Below are 14,975 nucleotides of genomic sequence, written 5' to 3'. Positions count from 1 at the left end.
GGTCACCCGGGTGACCTGTACGTCTGACACGCGCGCTCATGCGCGCGTCACACCATAACGGGCGCATCTGGCCAGGTTGCCCCGGTATCGGGGAGGGTCTGGGGAGAGTGTTCGGCTCTACGTCAGTCGAGGAACAGGTGCGAGCAGACCAGCACCGGCGCCGTGGCGGTGCCGCCGTCGACCACGCACCCGATCGCGCCGCGCCGCAGCTCCGCGTTGACGAGGTTCTCCTGGTGCGACGGCGAGTCCAGCCACGCCTGCACCACGGTCTGCGGCGGGTTGGCGGTCCGGCTGAGGTTCTCGGCCACGAGCCCGCCCGGGCAGCTCTGCCGCACGGGCGGCAGCGGGGCGTGGGTGAGTTCCGGCGCGCCGATCAGCGCCGCGGCCCGCTCCACCGCCACCGGCTGGAGGCAGTCGTCGTGCTCCAGCTCGGCCACGCCCACCTGCGCACGGGCCGCGTTCACGCCGTCCTCCAGGGCGACGGCGTACTGCGCCGCGTCGGTGAGGTCCACGTCGCCGGGCGCGGTCCAGGTCGCCCGGGGCGTCGCCGTCAGCTCCGGGGTGGCGTCCCGTCCGGGCAGGTCCGAGCAGGCCGTGAGCAGCGCCCCGGCCGTCACGAGCGTGACGGCGAGGCGGATCGGGTTGCGGAGCACGACGTCGATTCGACACGACGCACGGGCCGACCACAACCGCGGTCCGCCTCCGGGACCTGGGAGCCCCACGGTCAGGCCAGGAACACGTGCGCGCAGATCATGACGGGCGCGGCGGGGTCGCCGCCGTCGGGCACGCAGGCGACGGCGCCGCGGGTCAGGCCGCCGTTCAGGATGTTGGCGCGGTGGCCCTCCGAGTCCATCCAGCCCTGCGCCGCCTCCGCGGGCGTCCACCCGCCCTTGGCGAGGTTCTCCGCGACGGCCGTGGTCGGGCAGGCGTCGAAGATCGGGCCGAGCGGGGCGTGCGCCAGCTCCTGGCCGACCAGCGCCTGGGCCCGCTCCAGCGCGACGTCGTACGCGCAGTCGTCGTGGGCCAGCGCCGCCAGCCCGTTCGCCGTGCGGTGGCCGTTGACCGCGTCCTCCAGGGCCTGGGCGTACTGCACGGCGTCGGTCAGGTCGGGTGCCGTGCCGCCGGTGCCACCCGTTCCGCCGCCGCCCGAGCCGTCACCCGAGCCACCGGCGCCGTCCCCGGAACCCGTGCCGGTCACGTCGCCCGCTCCCGGGAGCGGCTCGCGGTCCTCGCCGCGCGACGCCGAGTCGCTGGGCGCCGGCTGCACGTCCACCGCCGCCGACTCCTGCGCGTGCTCCCCGTAGATGGCCCCCACCGAGGTCGGGTGGGAGGACGGCGCCCGCTCGACCGGCGCCGCCACGCCGACCACACCGGGCGCGATCCCCGGCGCCGGCATCGGCTCGGCGCTGGGGTCGAGCAGCCCGGCGCACGCCGTCAGGCAGAAGCCCACCGCCACGGCCAGCGCGCCGCGCACCAGCACACCGGGCGCCGGCAACCCGGGCGCCGAGAACCGGGGCGCCAGGGCCCCACGCGGAGCGCGCCCGGGCGGTGCCACGGACGACGTCGGACGGGGTGCTGGGGACACAAGCCGGGACAATACCGGCAATCACGATGGTAGGGAATGCCTGAAAAGTCTTATCAGTACCGACAAAGTCCGGGCACCCGCCATCACTGCTCGCACAATGCACCAAACCCGCCCGGATGAATTCTCTGCCGCATATCCTGGCGATCGGCCGATTCGGGTCGCACGCGGTACATTCATCGCATATTTTTGCGGGGCACAGCGACCACTTTGTCAGTCGAGCAGCTGAGGTTTCCCCACATGTCCGGAACGAGTACGAGTGGCGCGCCCTGGAACGACCATCACCTCGCCTTCGTGGGCGGGCTCCATCGCAGCGGCACCACCCTTGTCGGCCGCATCATCGGTTCCAGCCGCGACGCCTCCGGACTCACCGGAACGGGCGCCCCCATGGACGAGGGACAACACATTCAGGACGCTTATGTCGGCGGTCTGGGTAATACGTCCCAATGGTCGTTTCATCCGCAGGCGCACCTGACCGAAGAAGACGCACAACGTACCCCGGACGCGGCGGGGCGCCTCTGGCAGAGCTGGTCGCCCTACTGGGACCTGGACCGCACGGTGCTCGTCGAGAGGTCCACGCCCAACCTCACGAAGATGCGCTACCTACAGGAGGTCTTCCCGCGGGCGCGCTTCGTGGTCGTCACCCGGCACCCCGTGGTGCAGGCGCTGGCGGTGCGCAAGTGGGCCACCCGGACCCGGGGCCGGTTCACCTACGGGTTCCCGCGGCTCGTCGAGCACTGGGTGCACGCCCACGACGTCCTCGCGCAGGACGCGCTCCACATCGAGAACCTGCTGGTGCTGCGGTACGAGCACCTGATGCGCGAGCCCGCGCGAGAGCTCGACCGGGTCGCGCGGTTCCTGGACCTGGAGCTCCCGGGCGGCGGCACCCGCACGGTCGACGCGGACCGCGGCAACCGCTACGCCGAGCTGTGGGAGACCGGCGGCCGCGGCCATCTCGCGGGCCGGGTGCGCAACCACCTCGCGCACATCGGGTCGCGGCGCGGCACACCCCGGGGCGACCTGGTGCGCGACGTCACCGACGTCGCGCTGCTCCCCCGCTACCGCAGCGTCGTCAGCGAGCACCTCGGCGAGCGGATCCGCGCCCACGGCTACGACCTGGACGTGCTGGACCGGGCGGCCCCGTGGGCCCCGGCGCAGGTAGGCCCGACGGCGGACGCCCGATGACCGGCGGCCCCCGCGTCGTCTTCGTCACCGGTCCCGAGCGCAGCGGCACGAGCACGCTCGCCGGTGCGCTGCGCCAGTTCGGGCTCACCGTGCCGCGCCCGGAGATCGAGCCGAACGCCACCAACCCCCGGCGCCCGTCGGAGTCGCGGTGGGTGGTGGACCTCCACGAGGCCCTGCTCCGGGCGGCCGACGTGCAGGCCACGGACCCGCGCCCCCTCGCCTGGCACCTGGTGGACCGGGCGGGCGCCGAGGCGGACGCGTCCGGCGGGATCGCGGCCTGGCTCGCCGCCCGGACCGCGGAGCACGGCGACCTGGTGATCAAGGACCCGCGGCTGCTGTGGTTCCTCGAGCACTGGCAGAGGGCGGCGGCCGTCGCAGGCGCCACGGCGTCGTGCCTCACCGTGCTGCGCCCGCCCGGGGAGATGGTGGGCAGCATGGTCACCGACCACCGGGACTGGCTGGTGGACCGGCTGGCCGGGTGGGTCAACGTGATGCTCGGCACCGAGCTCGCGACCCGGGCGACCCCGCGGGCCTTCGTGCGCTACTGGGACCTGATCCACGACTGGGACGGCCCGGTGTTCGACGCCGCCACCGCGCTCGACCTGCCGATGATCGACCCGCACGACAAGAGCGCCGTCGAACGGGTGGACGCCTTCGTCGACCACACGCTGCACCGGGTCGAGGTCAGGTGGGACGACATGCCGGTCCCCGCCCCGCTGCGTGCCCTGGCGGACGACACCTGGGCCGCCCTCGACGCCCTTCCCGACCACGACGACGCCGTGACCCGGGCGGAGTTCGACCGGCTCCGCGCGCTGTACCCCTACGTGCACCGGAAGGTCACGACGTCACCCTCGCGGCGGATCGCGCGCATCGTGCCGCCCGCGGTGGTCCCGCCGTCGGTCCGGGCGAGCATGGCGGGCATGCTGCGGCGCGCGCCGCACGTCGGCTGAGGTGCGACGGAATTCACCCCGGTCACGACCGCCTTCAGCGGGCTCGACGAGCCCTCGTCCGTACACTGGCAAGGTGCCAACGATCCGCTCCCTGCTGGCCCATCCCGAGGAGCGTCGGCCCAGCCCGCCGGCCCCGCACGCCGATCTCTTCCGAGTCCTCGGCGCGGGTATCGGGCTGTTCGCGATCGGGCTGGTCGTCTCGCTGGTCCTGCTCCTCACCGGTCGCGGCAGCGTCGAGAACGTCGCGATCTGCGGTACGGGCGTGGTGCTCGGCGGGCTCGGCCTGATCTGGGCGCGCCGCCACCGCTGACGCCGGGCTGACCCTCAGCCCCAGGCCCGCTCCGCGCTCAGCGCATCCGCACGGTCCGGGTCCCGCAGGACCGCCTCCAGCAGCAGCGGATCCGCCCCGCTGAGCTCGGCCAGCGCCCGCGCGAGGCCCTCGACCGAGACGGCGTGCGCGACGGCGTCGGGCCCCTCGCCCGGCGCGCCGGCGGACACCCACCAGGAGACGGGCCGGCCCTCCACCGTCAGTGTCGTGTGCCGGCGCCACGTCTCCGGCGCGGCCGGCACGACCGCCCGGACCCGCGGGTCGAGCCCGACCGACTCCCCGGGTTCGTCGGGGCCCACGTCGGCGCCGGCCTCCAACGGGAGGTCGAGCAGGTCGGCAAGGGCCTCGGCGACGTCGGCGGGCGCGGGGACCACCGGGCCGAGCTGGGCCCACCGGGGCGAGGCGGCGACGGCGAGGTCGTCCGTGCTCTCCACCGTGATCCCGGCCGGGCCGAACGCGGGCAGGCGGGGCGGCGTGATCCCGGGGCCGCCGGCCCGGGCCAGCGCGGCCAGCCCGGTCCAGACGGCGCGCGCGACGTCCGCGGGCAGCCCCCCGCCCGACCCGGCCGACGCGTCGGGCAGGCGCTCCAGGACCGCTGGCCAGTCGCGTCCGGGCAGGTCAGCGAGGTTGTGCAGGCCGCCGAGCGCGGTCAGGAGGTCGGCGTCCAGGCCGGCCGTCCCCGGTGGCGCGGGCGGCAGGAGCGGGGTGTCGTCGAGGGCGAACGGGGCGCCGAGCCGGCCGCGCAGGAACCACGCCGTGTACGACGGCGCCTCGCGGTCCGGGGCGTCGGGCGAGCGCACGGGCGTCAGCAGCGCACGGCGCAGCTCCGGGTCGGCGGCGATCCGGGCGAGCCCCGCGGCGAGCGAGCCCGGCCCGGCCCCGGTGCCCGCGACGTCCCTCAGCGCATCGAGGTCCGGGACCGCCGCCACGTCGCCGACCCATGCGGCCGCGCCGAGCTCCTCGGCGAGCAGGTCGAGGTACTCGTCCCAGTCGGCGAGCCAGCCGGCCGGGTCGTCGGGACCGTAGTCGCCGTCGTCGTCCCCGTCGGGCGTCACGACGTCGGCGACCCGGTAGACGGCCAGGTCGGCGTGGGCCCCGGCGGCTCCGAGCGCGGCCGCGCCCCAGCGCTCGACGACGTCGGCCCGCACCGGCGCGAGGTCCAGGTTCCGCGCCGCCCAGGTGCCCGGCAGCGCCGCCTCGCGCAGCGGGACGACGGCGCGGTCCGTCACCACGGGCAGCTCGCCCAGCCAGAACGGCAGGTCTTCCCCCGACTCGGCGACGGCGAGGCACACCAGCTCGAGCACCGCGCGCACGGTCTCGGCGGGGTGCTCGGGCGCCCACGGCTCCTCGGACGTGGCGGCGGCCGTGGCCGGAGACGACGGCGCAGCGGTCAGGACGGCGCCGAGGTGCTCGGCGTCGCCGTCGTCCAGCACCTCCTCCGCGGCGGCCAGCGCCGCCGACCGGACCCCGGCGTCCGCGAGCAGCCCGCGCGGCGTGGTGGGTACGGCGCCGGCCCGCTCCAGCACCGGGTGCGCGGCGTCCGGGTGGACCACCCGGACGCCCAGCGCCCGGGCGATCCCGGCGAGCCGCGGGGTGTCGAGCAGCACGGTCCCCCGCGCGCCGCGGGTCACGCGGCCGTCCGCGAGCGGCAGCGGGGCCCCGGACACGGCCTCCAGCACCGCCGGCTCCCCGGCGTGCGGCGCAAGGGCGTCGAGGGCCGCGTGCACGACGTCGGGGTCCGGCGACAGGGCCTCGACCAGGTCGACGAGGTCGGCGGAGTCCGCCCCGAGGGAGCGTACGAGGGCCTGGTGACGCGCGGATACCGTGACCAGGGTCCTGTCGGCGGCCCGCGCGAGCGCGCGGGCGAGCGGGGCGTCCTCGCCGAGCGGCCCCGCGACGAAGGCGGCGTCCCGGGGCGCGACCAGCGGCCCCGGCACGCTCGGCGGCAGCAGCCGGGTGGCGCCCAGGGCGTCGCCGGCGGCCGCGCGGATCGCGGCGTCCACGTCACCCGCCGGGAGCCCCGTCGGCACCAGGCCGAGCACGTCGCCCCCGGGCTGTGCGGCGAGCTCGCCCAGGAACGCGGCGTAGGCGCGGCCCGCCTCGGCGGCGACCCGGTCCGACGTCGGCCCGGGGAGCACGCCTCGCCGTCCCGGGTCGACCGGGAACGAGGCGATCAGGAGTGCGGGGAACGTGAGCCGGACGTCGGTGGGGGTCGGGGCGTGCAGCGTCGGCCCGGCCGTGACACGGCTCCCTGCCGCGGCCCGGCTCCCGGGGGCGAACTGGGTCCCCGACACGGGCACCGCCCAGAGCACCGACCAGTCCGTGCGGCGCGCCTCCGACGGCAGCGAGTCGTCCGGCTCCAGCACGCCGGACGACCGGTGCACGCTCCAGCGCGTCCCGACGTCGCGCAGCACGCGCGGCGGCGCCAGGGGCACCGTGTTCCCGGGTTCAGAACCCGGCTGACCTGCGTAGTCGTCCTCGATCACCAGCTCGTCGAGAGCGGGCAGCGCGAGCAGCAGACCGTCGTCGACGGCGGCGAGCTGCGCGCGGACCGCGGCCACCGCGGCATCGTCCCGCAGCCGCACCTCGACCACGGTGTCCGGCTCCTCCGCCGTGGTCCCGGGCGCGGGGAACGGCAGCCGCAGCACCGGCAGCGCGCTGCCGCGGCGCCGGGCCTCGTCCAGGAGGCCGGGTGCCGGCCCCGCGGCCGGCGCGTCGGGTCCCAGCCCCAGCTCCGCACGGGTGGTCGCGAGCGAGAAGCGCACGCCACCCCCGCGCGAGCGCACCAGGATCTCGTCCGACACCGACCGGACCGCGGCGAACCCGACGCCGAACCGCCCCACGACGCCGTCAGGCCCGGCCGCGCCGCCCGACTTGGCGGAGGCCCGGAGGGAGGCCAGCGAGGCGACGCCGTCGGCGTCGAGCGCCGCGCCCGTGTTGGCGGCCACCAGCCACCAGCCCGCCGCGGTGCCGTCCGCCTCGTCGCCCGCGTAGCCGCGCGGCTCCAGGGTCAGCATCAGCCTGCCGGGCACCCCGGCCCGCGCGGCGGCGTCGGCCGCGTTCTGCGCGAGCTCCACCACCACCCGGTCGCGGTAGTACCCGCGGGCGTGGTCCTCCTCGGAGTTCGCGTCCTCGCGAAAACGCGTCGGCGACGCCAGCCACGCCTCGGTCACCACACGCCGCAGCGCACCGGTGCCGAAGGGGTCGTGGGTCACGCGGAGGGTTCGCCCCCGTCGCCCGCCGGCGTGTCGCCGGCCGCCGCGACCGGCTCGACCTCGTTCTCGTCGATCAGCGGGGCGGGCGCCGGCCAGTCGGTCGGGTGCGCCTCGACGTCGGTCTCCGAGTGGGCACCGCAGCCGTGGTCGAGGGAGACCACCTTGCCGTCGTCGGGCGACCACTCGTTGGCGCACACCCCGAAGAGCTGGCCCATCGGACCGGAGAGCGGGATGAGGAACGCGCAGTCCATGCACTCGGCGGCGGCAGCGACGGACCCCGCGGAGGTGGGTCCGCGCGAGCCGCGGTACCAGCGCTCCGCCGCGTCGTCGCGGCCCTGCGGGGACAGCACGCGGGCACGGGCGAGCGCGAGCTCGTCGATCGCCACCTCGTCGACCTCGGGGTCGCCGGTGGCGGTGTACCCGGGCTCGAGCCGCGGGTCGTCGGCGCGGAACGGCAGCACGTCGCCCGGGCCGACGTCGCCCGGGCGCAGCCGCTCGGACCACGGGAGCCAGGCCGGGGCGAGGATCGCCTCGTCGCCGGGCAGCAGCTCGACCTCGCTGATCGTGGCGGCCCGGCCGCGCGGCACGCGCGTCACGGTGACCGTCCAGTGCCAGCCGCGGTACCCGCGCATGGTCGCCGCGAAGCGGTGCGAGACCACCCGCTCGTCCTCGAAGAAGGTGCCGAGGTGCTCCCCGACGTCCTCGGGCCGCTCGGCGACCTCCTGTGCGGCGGCGCGCGCGAGATCCGCGGCGCCGTTCAGCACGGCGTCACGGCTGGAGCGTGCGGCGACCCGCCGGGTAGGCGTTCGGGTAGCGGGCGCGGTGATCGTCACCATGTTCCTCGGGACCTCGTGGGGTTTCAGGCGTCGAAGTCGTCTGCGACCTTGCGCAGCATCTTGGCTAGCGTCTCCGGGTTCTTCGGATAACGCCCCTTGCGCAGGTCATTTGCCACCCGGTCGAGCATCTGGGTCAGGTCGCCGACGATGACTGCCATGTCGTCGGCGGGCTTCCGCTTCGCCTTGGCGACCGACGGAGCGGCGTCCAGCACCTTGACCGCGAGCGCCTGGGGACCGCGGCGGCCGTCGGCCACCCCGAAGTCCACGCGCGCGCCGGGCTTGGGCACGACGCCCTCGGGGAGGGCGGAGGCGTGCAGGAACACCTCGCCGCCGTCCTCGTTGGCGATGAAACCGAAGCCTTTGTCGGTGTCGAACCACTTGACCTTGCCGGTGGGCACTGCGACCTTCTTCTGTGCTTGTCGGTACTGCTCGCGAAACTGCTCATGACGGCCCGGGGTGCTGCGACTGACGCGCTCTCTCCGGACCCGTTGCACAAGGTTACCGGGCGGATGCCTACCGCGTCGCATGCATTGGCCACTCTTCGCCCGCGCGGTGCGCCGGTGCCCGGTGCGGGCCGCCCGGATGCTGGGTTTCAGACGCCGATGCCCAGGTCGGCGCCGAGCCGGAGCGCCACCTCGTCGAGCCAGGTCACCGGGTCGGCGACCGAGCCGACCTGGTGCCCGAACAGCTCGAACGAGATCAGGCCGAACAGCGTGGTCCAGGCGATGATCGTGCGGCGGACGGCCTCCGGCACGTCGTCGTCCGCGAGGTCGGCGGCCGCCCAGAGGCCCTGGTCAGCGATGAACGCCAGACCGGGCCCGACGGTCACCGGCGCGTCGGCCGTGGCGGCGGCCACCGGGGCCGGCACGGCCGTGGGGCGCGCGCCCGCCGCGTAGGCGTCGCCGACGATGCGGGCGAGCACGCGGACCACGCGGACGGCGGGCACGACGGTGTCCCGCGGCGCGGCGTAGCCGGGCACGGGCGTGCCGTACAGCAGGCCGAACTCCCCCGGGTGCGCGACGCACCAGGCCCGCACGGCGCGGAAGGTGACCAGCCAGCGGGCGCCGGTGTCGGCGCGGTCGGCGACGGCGGCGTCGGCGGCCTCCGCGGCCTCGCCGAGCTCGTCGTACGACTCGATGAGCAGCGCCGTGAGCAGGGCGTCCCGGCTCGGGAAGTAGCGGTACACGGCCGAGGACACCATCTCGACGTCCCGCGCGACGGCGCGCAGCGACAGGGCCGCCGCGCCGTCGGTCGAGAGCCGCGCGCGGGCGGAGTCGAGGATCTCGCGGGTGATCGTCTCGCGGGCAAGGGCGCGGGCGGTGCGGGCCGGACTCATGCCGTTCAGGTTCGCACGACAGATCACTGCACACAACCGAGAGCACCGCTCTTGCCAAAGCGCACCCGCTCGTGCCACGCTTGCGGCAACAGAGAGCACCGCTCTCGGAATGGAGCATCGATCATGTCTGACCGTCACCTCATCGTCGGCGCCGGCCCCGTCGGCCGCCATGTCGCCGCCCTTCTCGCCGAGCGCGGGTCGCAGGTCACCGTCGTGAGCCGCTCGGGCCGCACCACCGGGATCGACGGCGTGGAGCACCTCGCCCTCGACGCCTCCGACGCCGACGCCCTGGCCGGTGCGGCCCAGGGGGCCGACTACCTCTACAACTGCGCCAACCCGGCCGACTACACCCAGTGGGAGCACGTCTGGCCGCCGCTCGCCTCGTCCCTGCTGTCCGCGGCGGAGCGCTCCGGCGCCGTCTACGCCATCACCGGCACCCTGTACCCCTACGGCCCCGTCGACGTCCCCCTCTCGGAGGACCTGCCCGACGTCGCCACGGACCACAAGGGCCGGCTCCGCGCACGGATGTGGGCGGACGCGAAGGCGGCGCACGACGCCGGGCGCATCCGGGCCGTCGAGATCCGCGGCTCCGACTACATGGGCCGCGGCGTGGGCGGCAACGGGCACATCTCGCGCCTGGTGCCGAGCGCGCTGCAGGGCAAGCGCGTGCTGATGATGGGCCGCACCGACCAGCCCCACACCTTCACCGACGTCGCGGACGCCGCCCGCACCCTGGTGGCCGCCGCGGAGGACCCGGGTGCCCACGGGCGCGTCTGGCACGTGCCGAGCAACGCCCCGGTGACGCAGGCGCAGGCCCTGACCGACGTGCTCGCGAGCGCGGGGAGGCCGCCGGTGAAGATCGCCTCCCTGCGCGGCGCCGGGCTCGCCGCCGCCGCCCTCGCCGTCCCCTTCATGCGCGAGATGCGGGAGATCATCTACCAGTGGGAACGGCCGTACGTGCTGGACGACACCGCGGCCCGCGCCCGCTTCGGCATCACCCCCGCCCCGTGGGAAGAGGTCTGCCGCCGCACCGCGCAGGTGTGACGCCGGCCAGGGCACGGCCCGGCCGGACGGAGAGCCAGGAAACCCGCGTAGCATCGTCAGGATGGCCTCCTCGCTCCCCGCAGCGCCGGCCTCGGCCACGCGGCACTTCGCCGACGACCTCCGGCAGCGCTCGGACACCGCGCTCGCCGCGCTCCTGCGCGCCCGTCCTGACCTCGCCGCCCCCTCCCCCTCGACGCTCCGGTCGCTGGCCGCCCGTGCGTCGAGCCGCACGTCGCTCGAACGCGCGCTCGCCCGCGCCGACGCCCTGACCCTGCAGGTCCTGGAGGCGGTGCTCGCCCTGGAGCCGGTCTTCCGAGCCCCGCCCGGCCCCGGCGCCCTCGGCCCCGAGGTCGTCACCCGCGCGCTCGGCGGAGCGGTGGACGACCGGGCGGCGGTGGAGGAGGCCGTCCACCTGGCCGTCGAGCACGCCCTCCTCTGGGACGCCGGCGAGGGCACCGGACCGGCGTCGTCCCCGGACCTGCGTACCTCGCCGGGGCTCGACGAGCTGCTGGGGCCCAACCCCGCGGGCCTGGGCCCGCACATCGACCCCGTCCCGGACGGGCTGGCCGAGGCGGTCGCGCGTGCTCTCGGTCCCGCGCCCGCCTCGGCCGGCCCGACCGGGACGGGCGCGGCGCTCGACGCCCTCCTCGCCGAGGCGCCCGGCGGGGCACGGGCGATCCTGGACGCCCTCGCGTGGGGGCCGCCGGTCGGCGTCGTCCCGGCCGCGGGGACCCGCCCCCGCGACGCGGTGAACTGGCTGGTCACCGCACATCTCCTGGTCCGCTCCGACGCCCGCCACGTGGTGCTGCCGCGGCTGGTCGGGCTGGCCCTGCGCGACGGGCACACCCACCGCGCACCCCGCACCCGGGCGCCCGAGCCGCAGGGTCGCTCCGTGCCGCGGGCCACCGCCGACGCCGAGGCCGCGAGCGCCGCGCTCGAGCTGGTGCGGCGGGTGCGCGTGCTGCGCGGGTCCTGGGACGAGAACCCGCCGTCGGTCCTGCGCGCCGGCGGGCTGGGTGTCCGTGACCTGCGGCGGCTCGCCGCGCAGCTCGAGACGGACGAGCCCGGGGCGGCGTTCGTGGTCGAGGTCGCCGCGCTGGCCGGCCTGGTCCGGGACGACGGCGAGGCACCGCCGTCGTACGTGCCCACGGTGACGGACTGGGACGACCTGGACGACGCCGCCCGCTGGGCCCGCCTGGTCGAGGCCTGGCTGGCCTCCCGGCGCGCACCGTGGCTCGTGGGCTCGCGCGACGACAAGGGTGCGCTGCGGGCGCCGCTGTCGCCGGACCTGCAGCGGCCGTGGGTGCCGCGGCTGCGGGACAGCGTGCTCGGGGTGCTCGCGGCGGGCCGGGACGGCGAGAACGTGCTGGCGCCCACGGCAGGCGCGGTCGTCGACGTGTTGACCTGGCACACGCCCCGCTCCGTGCCGCCGGCGAGCGCGGTCGAGGGGCTCCTGGCCGAGGTGGAGTGGCTGGGCGTGACGGGCGCGGGCGCGCTGTCGGCGCCGGGCCGGGCGCTCCTCCCGGCGGACCCTTCCCGCCCGGCCGACGTCGCCGGGGCGCTGCGCGCGGTGCTCCCGCACGAGGTGGACGAGATCCTGCTGCAGGGTGACCTCACGGGGATCGTCCCCGGGCGGCCGTCGCGCGAGCTCGCGCGGCTCCTGGAGCGGGCGGCGGACGTCGAGTCGCGCGGCGCGGCGACGACGGTGCGGTTCAGCCCGGCGTCGGTCACGCGGGCGCTCGACCAGGGCGAGACCGCGGACGGCCTGCTCGACGAGCTGGCGCACCGGTCCCCCGTGCCCGTGCCCCAGCCGCTGGAGTACCTCGTCCGGGACACCGCCCGGCGGCACGGCGCGGTACGCGTGGGCTCGGCGTCGGCGTACCTGCGGGCCGCCGACGCGACCGTGCTCGCCGGGCTGGAGCACGACCCGTCGCTCGTCGGCCTCGGCCTGGTGCGGCTCGCGCCGACGGTCCTTGCGGCGTCGGTCCCCGCGGCCGCGCTGCACGAGGCGCTCCGCAGCCGCGGGCTGGTCTCGGCCCTGGAGGGACCGGACGGCCGCGTGCTCGTCGCGCGCCGCGGCGTCACCGGCCGGGCGATGCCCGCCCCGCGCTCGGCGGCCGCGATCCGGATGGGTTCCGGATCCGACGTCGCCACCCGGGCGCCCGACCCGGAGGCCCTGGTCGCCGAGCTGCGCGCCGTCGAGTCGGCGGCCCGGGCCGGTGCACGGGCGCGGGCGGACGCGGCCGAGGTGGCGCACTCCGTGACGACGTCGGGCGGCGGCATCCCGCTGCGCGGCTACCGGGTGGTCCCCGGCCGGCCCGCCGGCACGGGGACGGCGGAGGAGGTGACGTCCGGCCCGGCCTGGCAGGCGCCGCCGCGCCCGACGAACGGGTCACTCCCCGTCACCCCGACCGCCGGCGCGCCGTCCGCGGACCGGGATCCGGGGCCCGAGGACGACGACGCGGGAACACAGCACCCCGCTGACGGGTTGGCACTGCTGCGCGACGCGCTCCGCGACGGCTCCACCGTGATCGTCGAGGTGGCCGGGCACACCGGCCGGCTGGAGCGCCGCGAGCTGAAACCCCTGAACCTCGACGGCGGCAGGCTGCGCGCGCTCGACCCGGACCGAGAGGCCGAGCTGACGATCGCCGTCCACCGCATCGCGTCGGTCCTGCCGACGTCATCCACGCCCTGAGGCGCACCAGACCAACACTGAGGGAGACCCCATGCCCGACGGCCCCTTGATCGTGCAGAGTGACAAGACGCTCCTGCTGGAGGTCGACCACCCGAGCGCCGAGCAGGCGCGCCGCTCCATCGCGCCGTTCGCCGAGCTCGAGCGCGCGCCCGAGCACGTCCACACCTACCGCCTGACGGCGCTGGGCCTGTGGAACGCGCGCGCGGCCGGCCACGACGCGGAGCAGGTCGTGAACACGCTCATCGAGTTCAGCCGCTACCCGGTGCCGCACGCGCTGCTGGTCGACGTGGCCGAGACGATGTCCCGGTACGGGCGCCTCCAGCTCGCGCAGGACCCGGCGCACGGCCTCGTGCTGCGCACCACGGACCGGGCGGTGCTCGCGGAGGTGCTGAAGTCGAGGCGCACCGCCGGCCTGGTCGGCGCGCGGATCGACGAGTCCACGGTGGCCGTGCACCCCTCCGAGCGGGGACACCTCAAGCAGGTCCTGGTCAAGCTGGGCTGGCCGGCCGAGGACCTCGCGGGCTACGTGGACGGCGAGAAGCACCCGATCGAGCTGAGCCCCACCACGCACCCGCGCACGCCGCACGAGAAGGCGGCCCCCTGGGAGATGCGGCCCTACCAGGCGCAGGCCGTGGACGGGTTCTGGCACGGCGGTTCCGGCGTCGTGGTGCTGCCCTGCGGCGCGGGCAAGACGATCGTCGGCGCGGGCGCCATGGCCAAGTCGGGCACGACGACGCTCATCCTGGTGACGAACACCGTCAGCGCGCGCCAGTGGCGCGACGAGCTGGTGCGGCGCACCACCCTGACCGAGGACGAGATCGGCGAGTACTCCGGCACCAAGAAGGAGATCAAGCCGGTCACCATCGCCACGTACCAGGTGCTCACCACCAAGCGGAAGGGCGTCTACACGCACCTCGAGCTGCTCGACGCGCGCGACTGGGGCCTCGTCCTGTACGACGAGGTGCACCTGCTGCCCGCTCCCGTCTTCCGGATGACGGCGGACCTGCAGGCCCGCCGCCGGCTCGGCCTCACCGCCACGCTGGTGCGCGAGGACGGCCGCGAGGACGAGGTGTTCAGCCTCATCGGGCCCAAGCGGTTCGACGCGCCGTGGAAGGACATCGAGTCCCAGGGCTACATCGCCCCCGCCGACTGCGTGGAGGTGCGCCTCACGCTCCCGGAGAGCGAGCGGATGACGTATGCGACGGCCGAGACGGAGGACAAGTACCGGCTGGCCGCGTCGGCGTCGGGCAAGAAGAAGGTGGTGGAGCAGATCGTGGCGCGCCACCCCGACGACCAGGTGCTGGTCATCGGCCAGTACATCGACCAGCTCGAGGAGCTGGCCGAGCACCTCGGCGCGCCGATCATCACCGGGGCGACCACCAACAAGGAGCGGCAGCGGCTGTTCGGGGCGTTCCGCGAGGGCGAGATCTCGCGCCTCGTGGTGAGCAAGGTCGCCAACTACTCGGTGGACCTCCCGGAGGCGTCGGTCGCCATCCAGGTGTCGGGCTCGTTCGGGTCGCGGCAGGAGGAGGCGCAGCGCCTCGGGCGCATCATGCGGCCCAAGGCCGACGGGCGCACCGCGCACTTCTACGCGGTGGTCGCACGGGACACCGTGGACCAGGACTTCGCGGCCCACCGGCAGCGGTTTCTGGCCGAGCAGGGGTACGCGTACCGCATCGTGGACGCCGAGGACCTGGACGAGTCGCCGGCCGGTTCGACGACACCCTGACGTCGGGCCTGCTCAGGGGCGTGAAAATGCCCTTCACGCTGGGCATTCACCTGGGGATTCGTTGCACATACGCAA

12 protein-coding genes are annotated in these 14,975 nt (G+C 75.8%); 6 read left to right on the top strand and 6 right to left on the bottom strand.

From position 1 onward, the window contains the following. Window positions 1–122: 122 nt before the first annotated feature. Together ACIPN7_RS15335 and ACIPN7_RS15330 are read right to left on the bottom strand one after the other, a co-directional pair. The gene (locus ACIPN7_RS15335) at window positions 123–653 is read right to left on the bottom strand and encodes a CAP domain-containing protein (RefSeq protein ID WP_400543606.1); all 531 of its coding nucleotides are present in this window, start codon (window positions 651–653) and stop codon (window positions 123–125) included. 71 nt (window positions 654–724) lie between these two features. After that, window positions 725–1,585: a CAP domain-containing protein gene (locus ACIPN7_RS15330; protein ID WP_400543603.1), complete on the bottom strand. Its 861-nt coding sequence runs from the start codon at window positions 1,583–1,585 to the stop codon at window positions 725–727. Window positions 1,586–1,822: 237 nt separating this feature from the next. On the opposite strand from ACIPN7_RS15330, the gene ACIPN7_RS15325 reads away from it, so the two are divergent. The 3 genes from ACIPN7_RS15325 to ACIPN7_RS15315 all read left to right on the top strand — a co-directional run bounded on the left by ACIPN7_RS15325 (window position 1,823) and on the right by ACIPN7_RS15315 (window position 4,027). Next, complete coding sequence (locus ACIPN7_RS15325; protein WP_400543600.1) at window positions 1,823–2,767, top strand: sulfotransferase family protein; 945 nt, start codon at window positions 1,823–1,825, stop codon at window positions 2,765–2,767. After that, window positions 2,764–3,717: a hypothetical protein gene (locus ACIPN7_RS15320; RefSeq protein ID WP_400543598.1), complete on the top strand. Its 954-nt coding sequence runs from the start codon at window positions 2,764–2,766 to the stop codon at window positions 3,715–3,717. The genes ACIPN7_RS15325 and ACIPN7_RS15320 overlap by 4 nt, the downstream gene beginning before the upstream one ends. 73 nt (window positions 3,718–3,790) lie before the next feature. Beyond that, window positions 3,791–4,027 carry a DUF2530 domain-containing protein gene (locus tag ACIPN7_RS15315; protein ID WP_400543595.1) on the top strand — a complete coding sequence of 79 codons (237 nt, stop codon included), beginning with the start codon at window positions 3,791–3,793 and terminating at the stop codon, window positions 4,025–4,027. 14 nt (window positions 4,028–4,041) lie between these two features. Here the strand turns inward: ACIPN7_RS15315 and ACIPN7_RS15310 are convergent, their stop codons facing one another. The 4 genes from ACIPN7_RS15310 to ACIPN7_RS15295 all read right to left on the bottom strand — a co-directional run bounded on the left by ACIPN7_RS15310 (window position 4,042) and on the right by ACIPN7_RS15295 (window position 9,432). Next, window positions 4,042–7,260: a sacsin N-terminal ATP-binding-like domain-containing protein gene (locus ACIPN7_RS15310; RefSeq protein ID WP_400543592.1), complete on the bottom strand. Its 3,219-nt coding sequence runs from the start codon at window positions 7,258–7,260 to the stop codon at window positions 4,042–4,044. After that, window positions 7,257–8,096: a DUF3027 domain-containing protein gene (locus ACIPN7_RS15305; protein WP_400543589.1), complete on the bottom strand. Its 840-nt coding sequence runs from the start codon at window positions 8,094–8,096 to the stop codon at window positions 7,257–7,259. The genes ACIPN7_RS15310 and ACIPN7_RS15305 overlap by 4 nt, the downstream gene beginning before the upstream one ends. A 23-nt stretch (window positions 8,097–8,119) precedes the next feature. Next, a complete protein-coding gene (locus ACIPN7_RS15300) occupies window positions 8,120–8,494 on the bottom strand; it encodes a cold-shock protein (RefSeq protein WP_285105431.1) in 375 nt (124 codons plus the stop codon). 194 nt (window positions 8,495–8,688) lie between these two features. Beyond that, on the bottom strand, window positions 8,689–9,432 hold the full coding sequence (locus ACIPN7_RS15295; RefSeq protein WP_400543585.1) for a TetR/AcrR family transcriptional regulator: 744 nt from the start codon (window positions 9,430–9,432) through the stop codon (window positions 8,689–8,691). 123 nt (window positions 9,433–9,555) lie between these two features. On the opposite strand from ACIPN7_RS15295, the gene ACIPN7_RS15290 reads away from it, so the two are divergent. From ACIPN7_RS15290 to ACIPN7_RS15280, 3 genes are all read left to right on the top strand, one after another. Then, entirely contained in the window at window positions 9,556–10,476 is a 921-nt protein-coding gene (locus ACIPN7_RS15290) for an NAD-dependent epimerase/dehydratase family protein (protein ID WP_400543582.1), read from the top strand. 61 nt (window positions 10,477–10,537) lie between these two features. Then, window positions 10,538–13,171: a helicase-associated domain-containing protein gene (locus ACIPN7_RS15285; protein ID WP_400543579.1), complete on the top strand. Its 2,634-nt coding sequence runs from the start codon at window positions 10,538–10,540 to the stop codon at window positions 13,169–13,171. Between the two features lie 31 nt (window positions 13,172–13,202). Beyond that, window positions 13,203–14,900, top strand: coding sequence for a DNA repair helicase XPB (locus ACIPN7_RS15280; protein WP_400543576.1), 1,698 nt, complete (start codon window positions 13,203–13,205; stop codon window positions 14,898–14,900). The last annotated feature ends 75 nt before the right edge of the window (window positions 14,901–14,975 follow it).

This window comes from Promicromonospora sp. NPDC090134 (assembly GCF_044746965.1).
GTDB lineage: Bacteria > Actinomycetota > Actinomycetes > Actinomycetales > Cellulomonadaceae > Promicromonospora.
The sequence above is the reverse complement of the archived record's forward strand: the minus strand, read 5'-3'. Positions and strand labels throughout refer to the sequence as shown.

Excerpts from the sequence above, each read along its gene's own strand:
- ACIPN7_RS15285 (WP_400543579.1), top strand. The coding sequence starts at position 10,538 with ATGGCCTCCTCGCTCCCCGCAGCGCCGGCCTCGGCCACGCGGCACTTC.
- ACIPN7_RS15280 (WP_400543576.1), top strand. The coding sequence starts at position 13,203 with ATGCCCGACGGCCCCTTGATCGTGCAGAGTGACAAGACGCTCCTGCTG.
- ACIPN7_RS15320 (WP_400543598.1), top strand. The coding sequence starts at position 2,764 with ATGACCGGCGGCCCCCGCGTCGTCTTCGTCACCGGTCCCGAGCGCAGC.
- ACIPN7_RS15290 (WP_400543582.1), top strand. The coding sequence starts at position 9,556 with ATGTCTGACCGTCACCTCATCGTCGGCGCCGGCCCCGTCGGCCGCCAT.
- ACIPN7_RS15325 (WP_400543600.1), top strand. The coding sequence starts at position 1,823 with ATGTCCGGAACGAGTACGAGTGGCGCGCCCTGGAACGACCATCACCTC.
- ACIPN7_RS15295 (WP_400543585.1), bottom strand. The coding sequence starts at position 9,432 with ATGAGTCCGGCCCGCACCGCCCGCGCCCTTGCCCGCGAGACGATCACC.
- ACIPN7_RS15305 (WP_400543589.1), bottom strand. The coding sequence starts at position 8,096 with ATGGTGACGATCACCGCGCCCGCTACCCGAACGCCTACCCGGCGGGTC.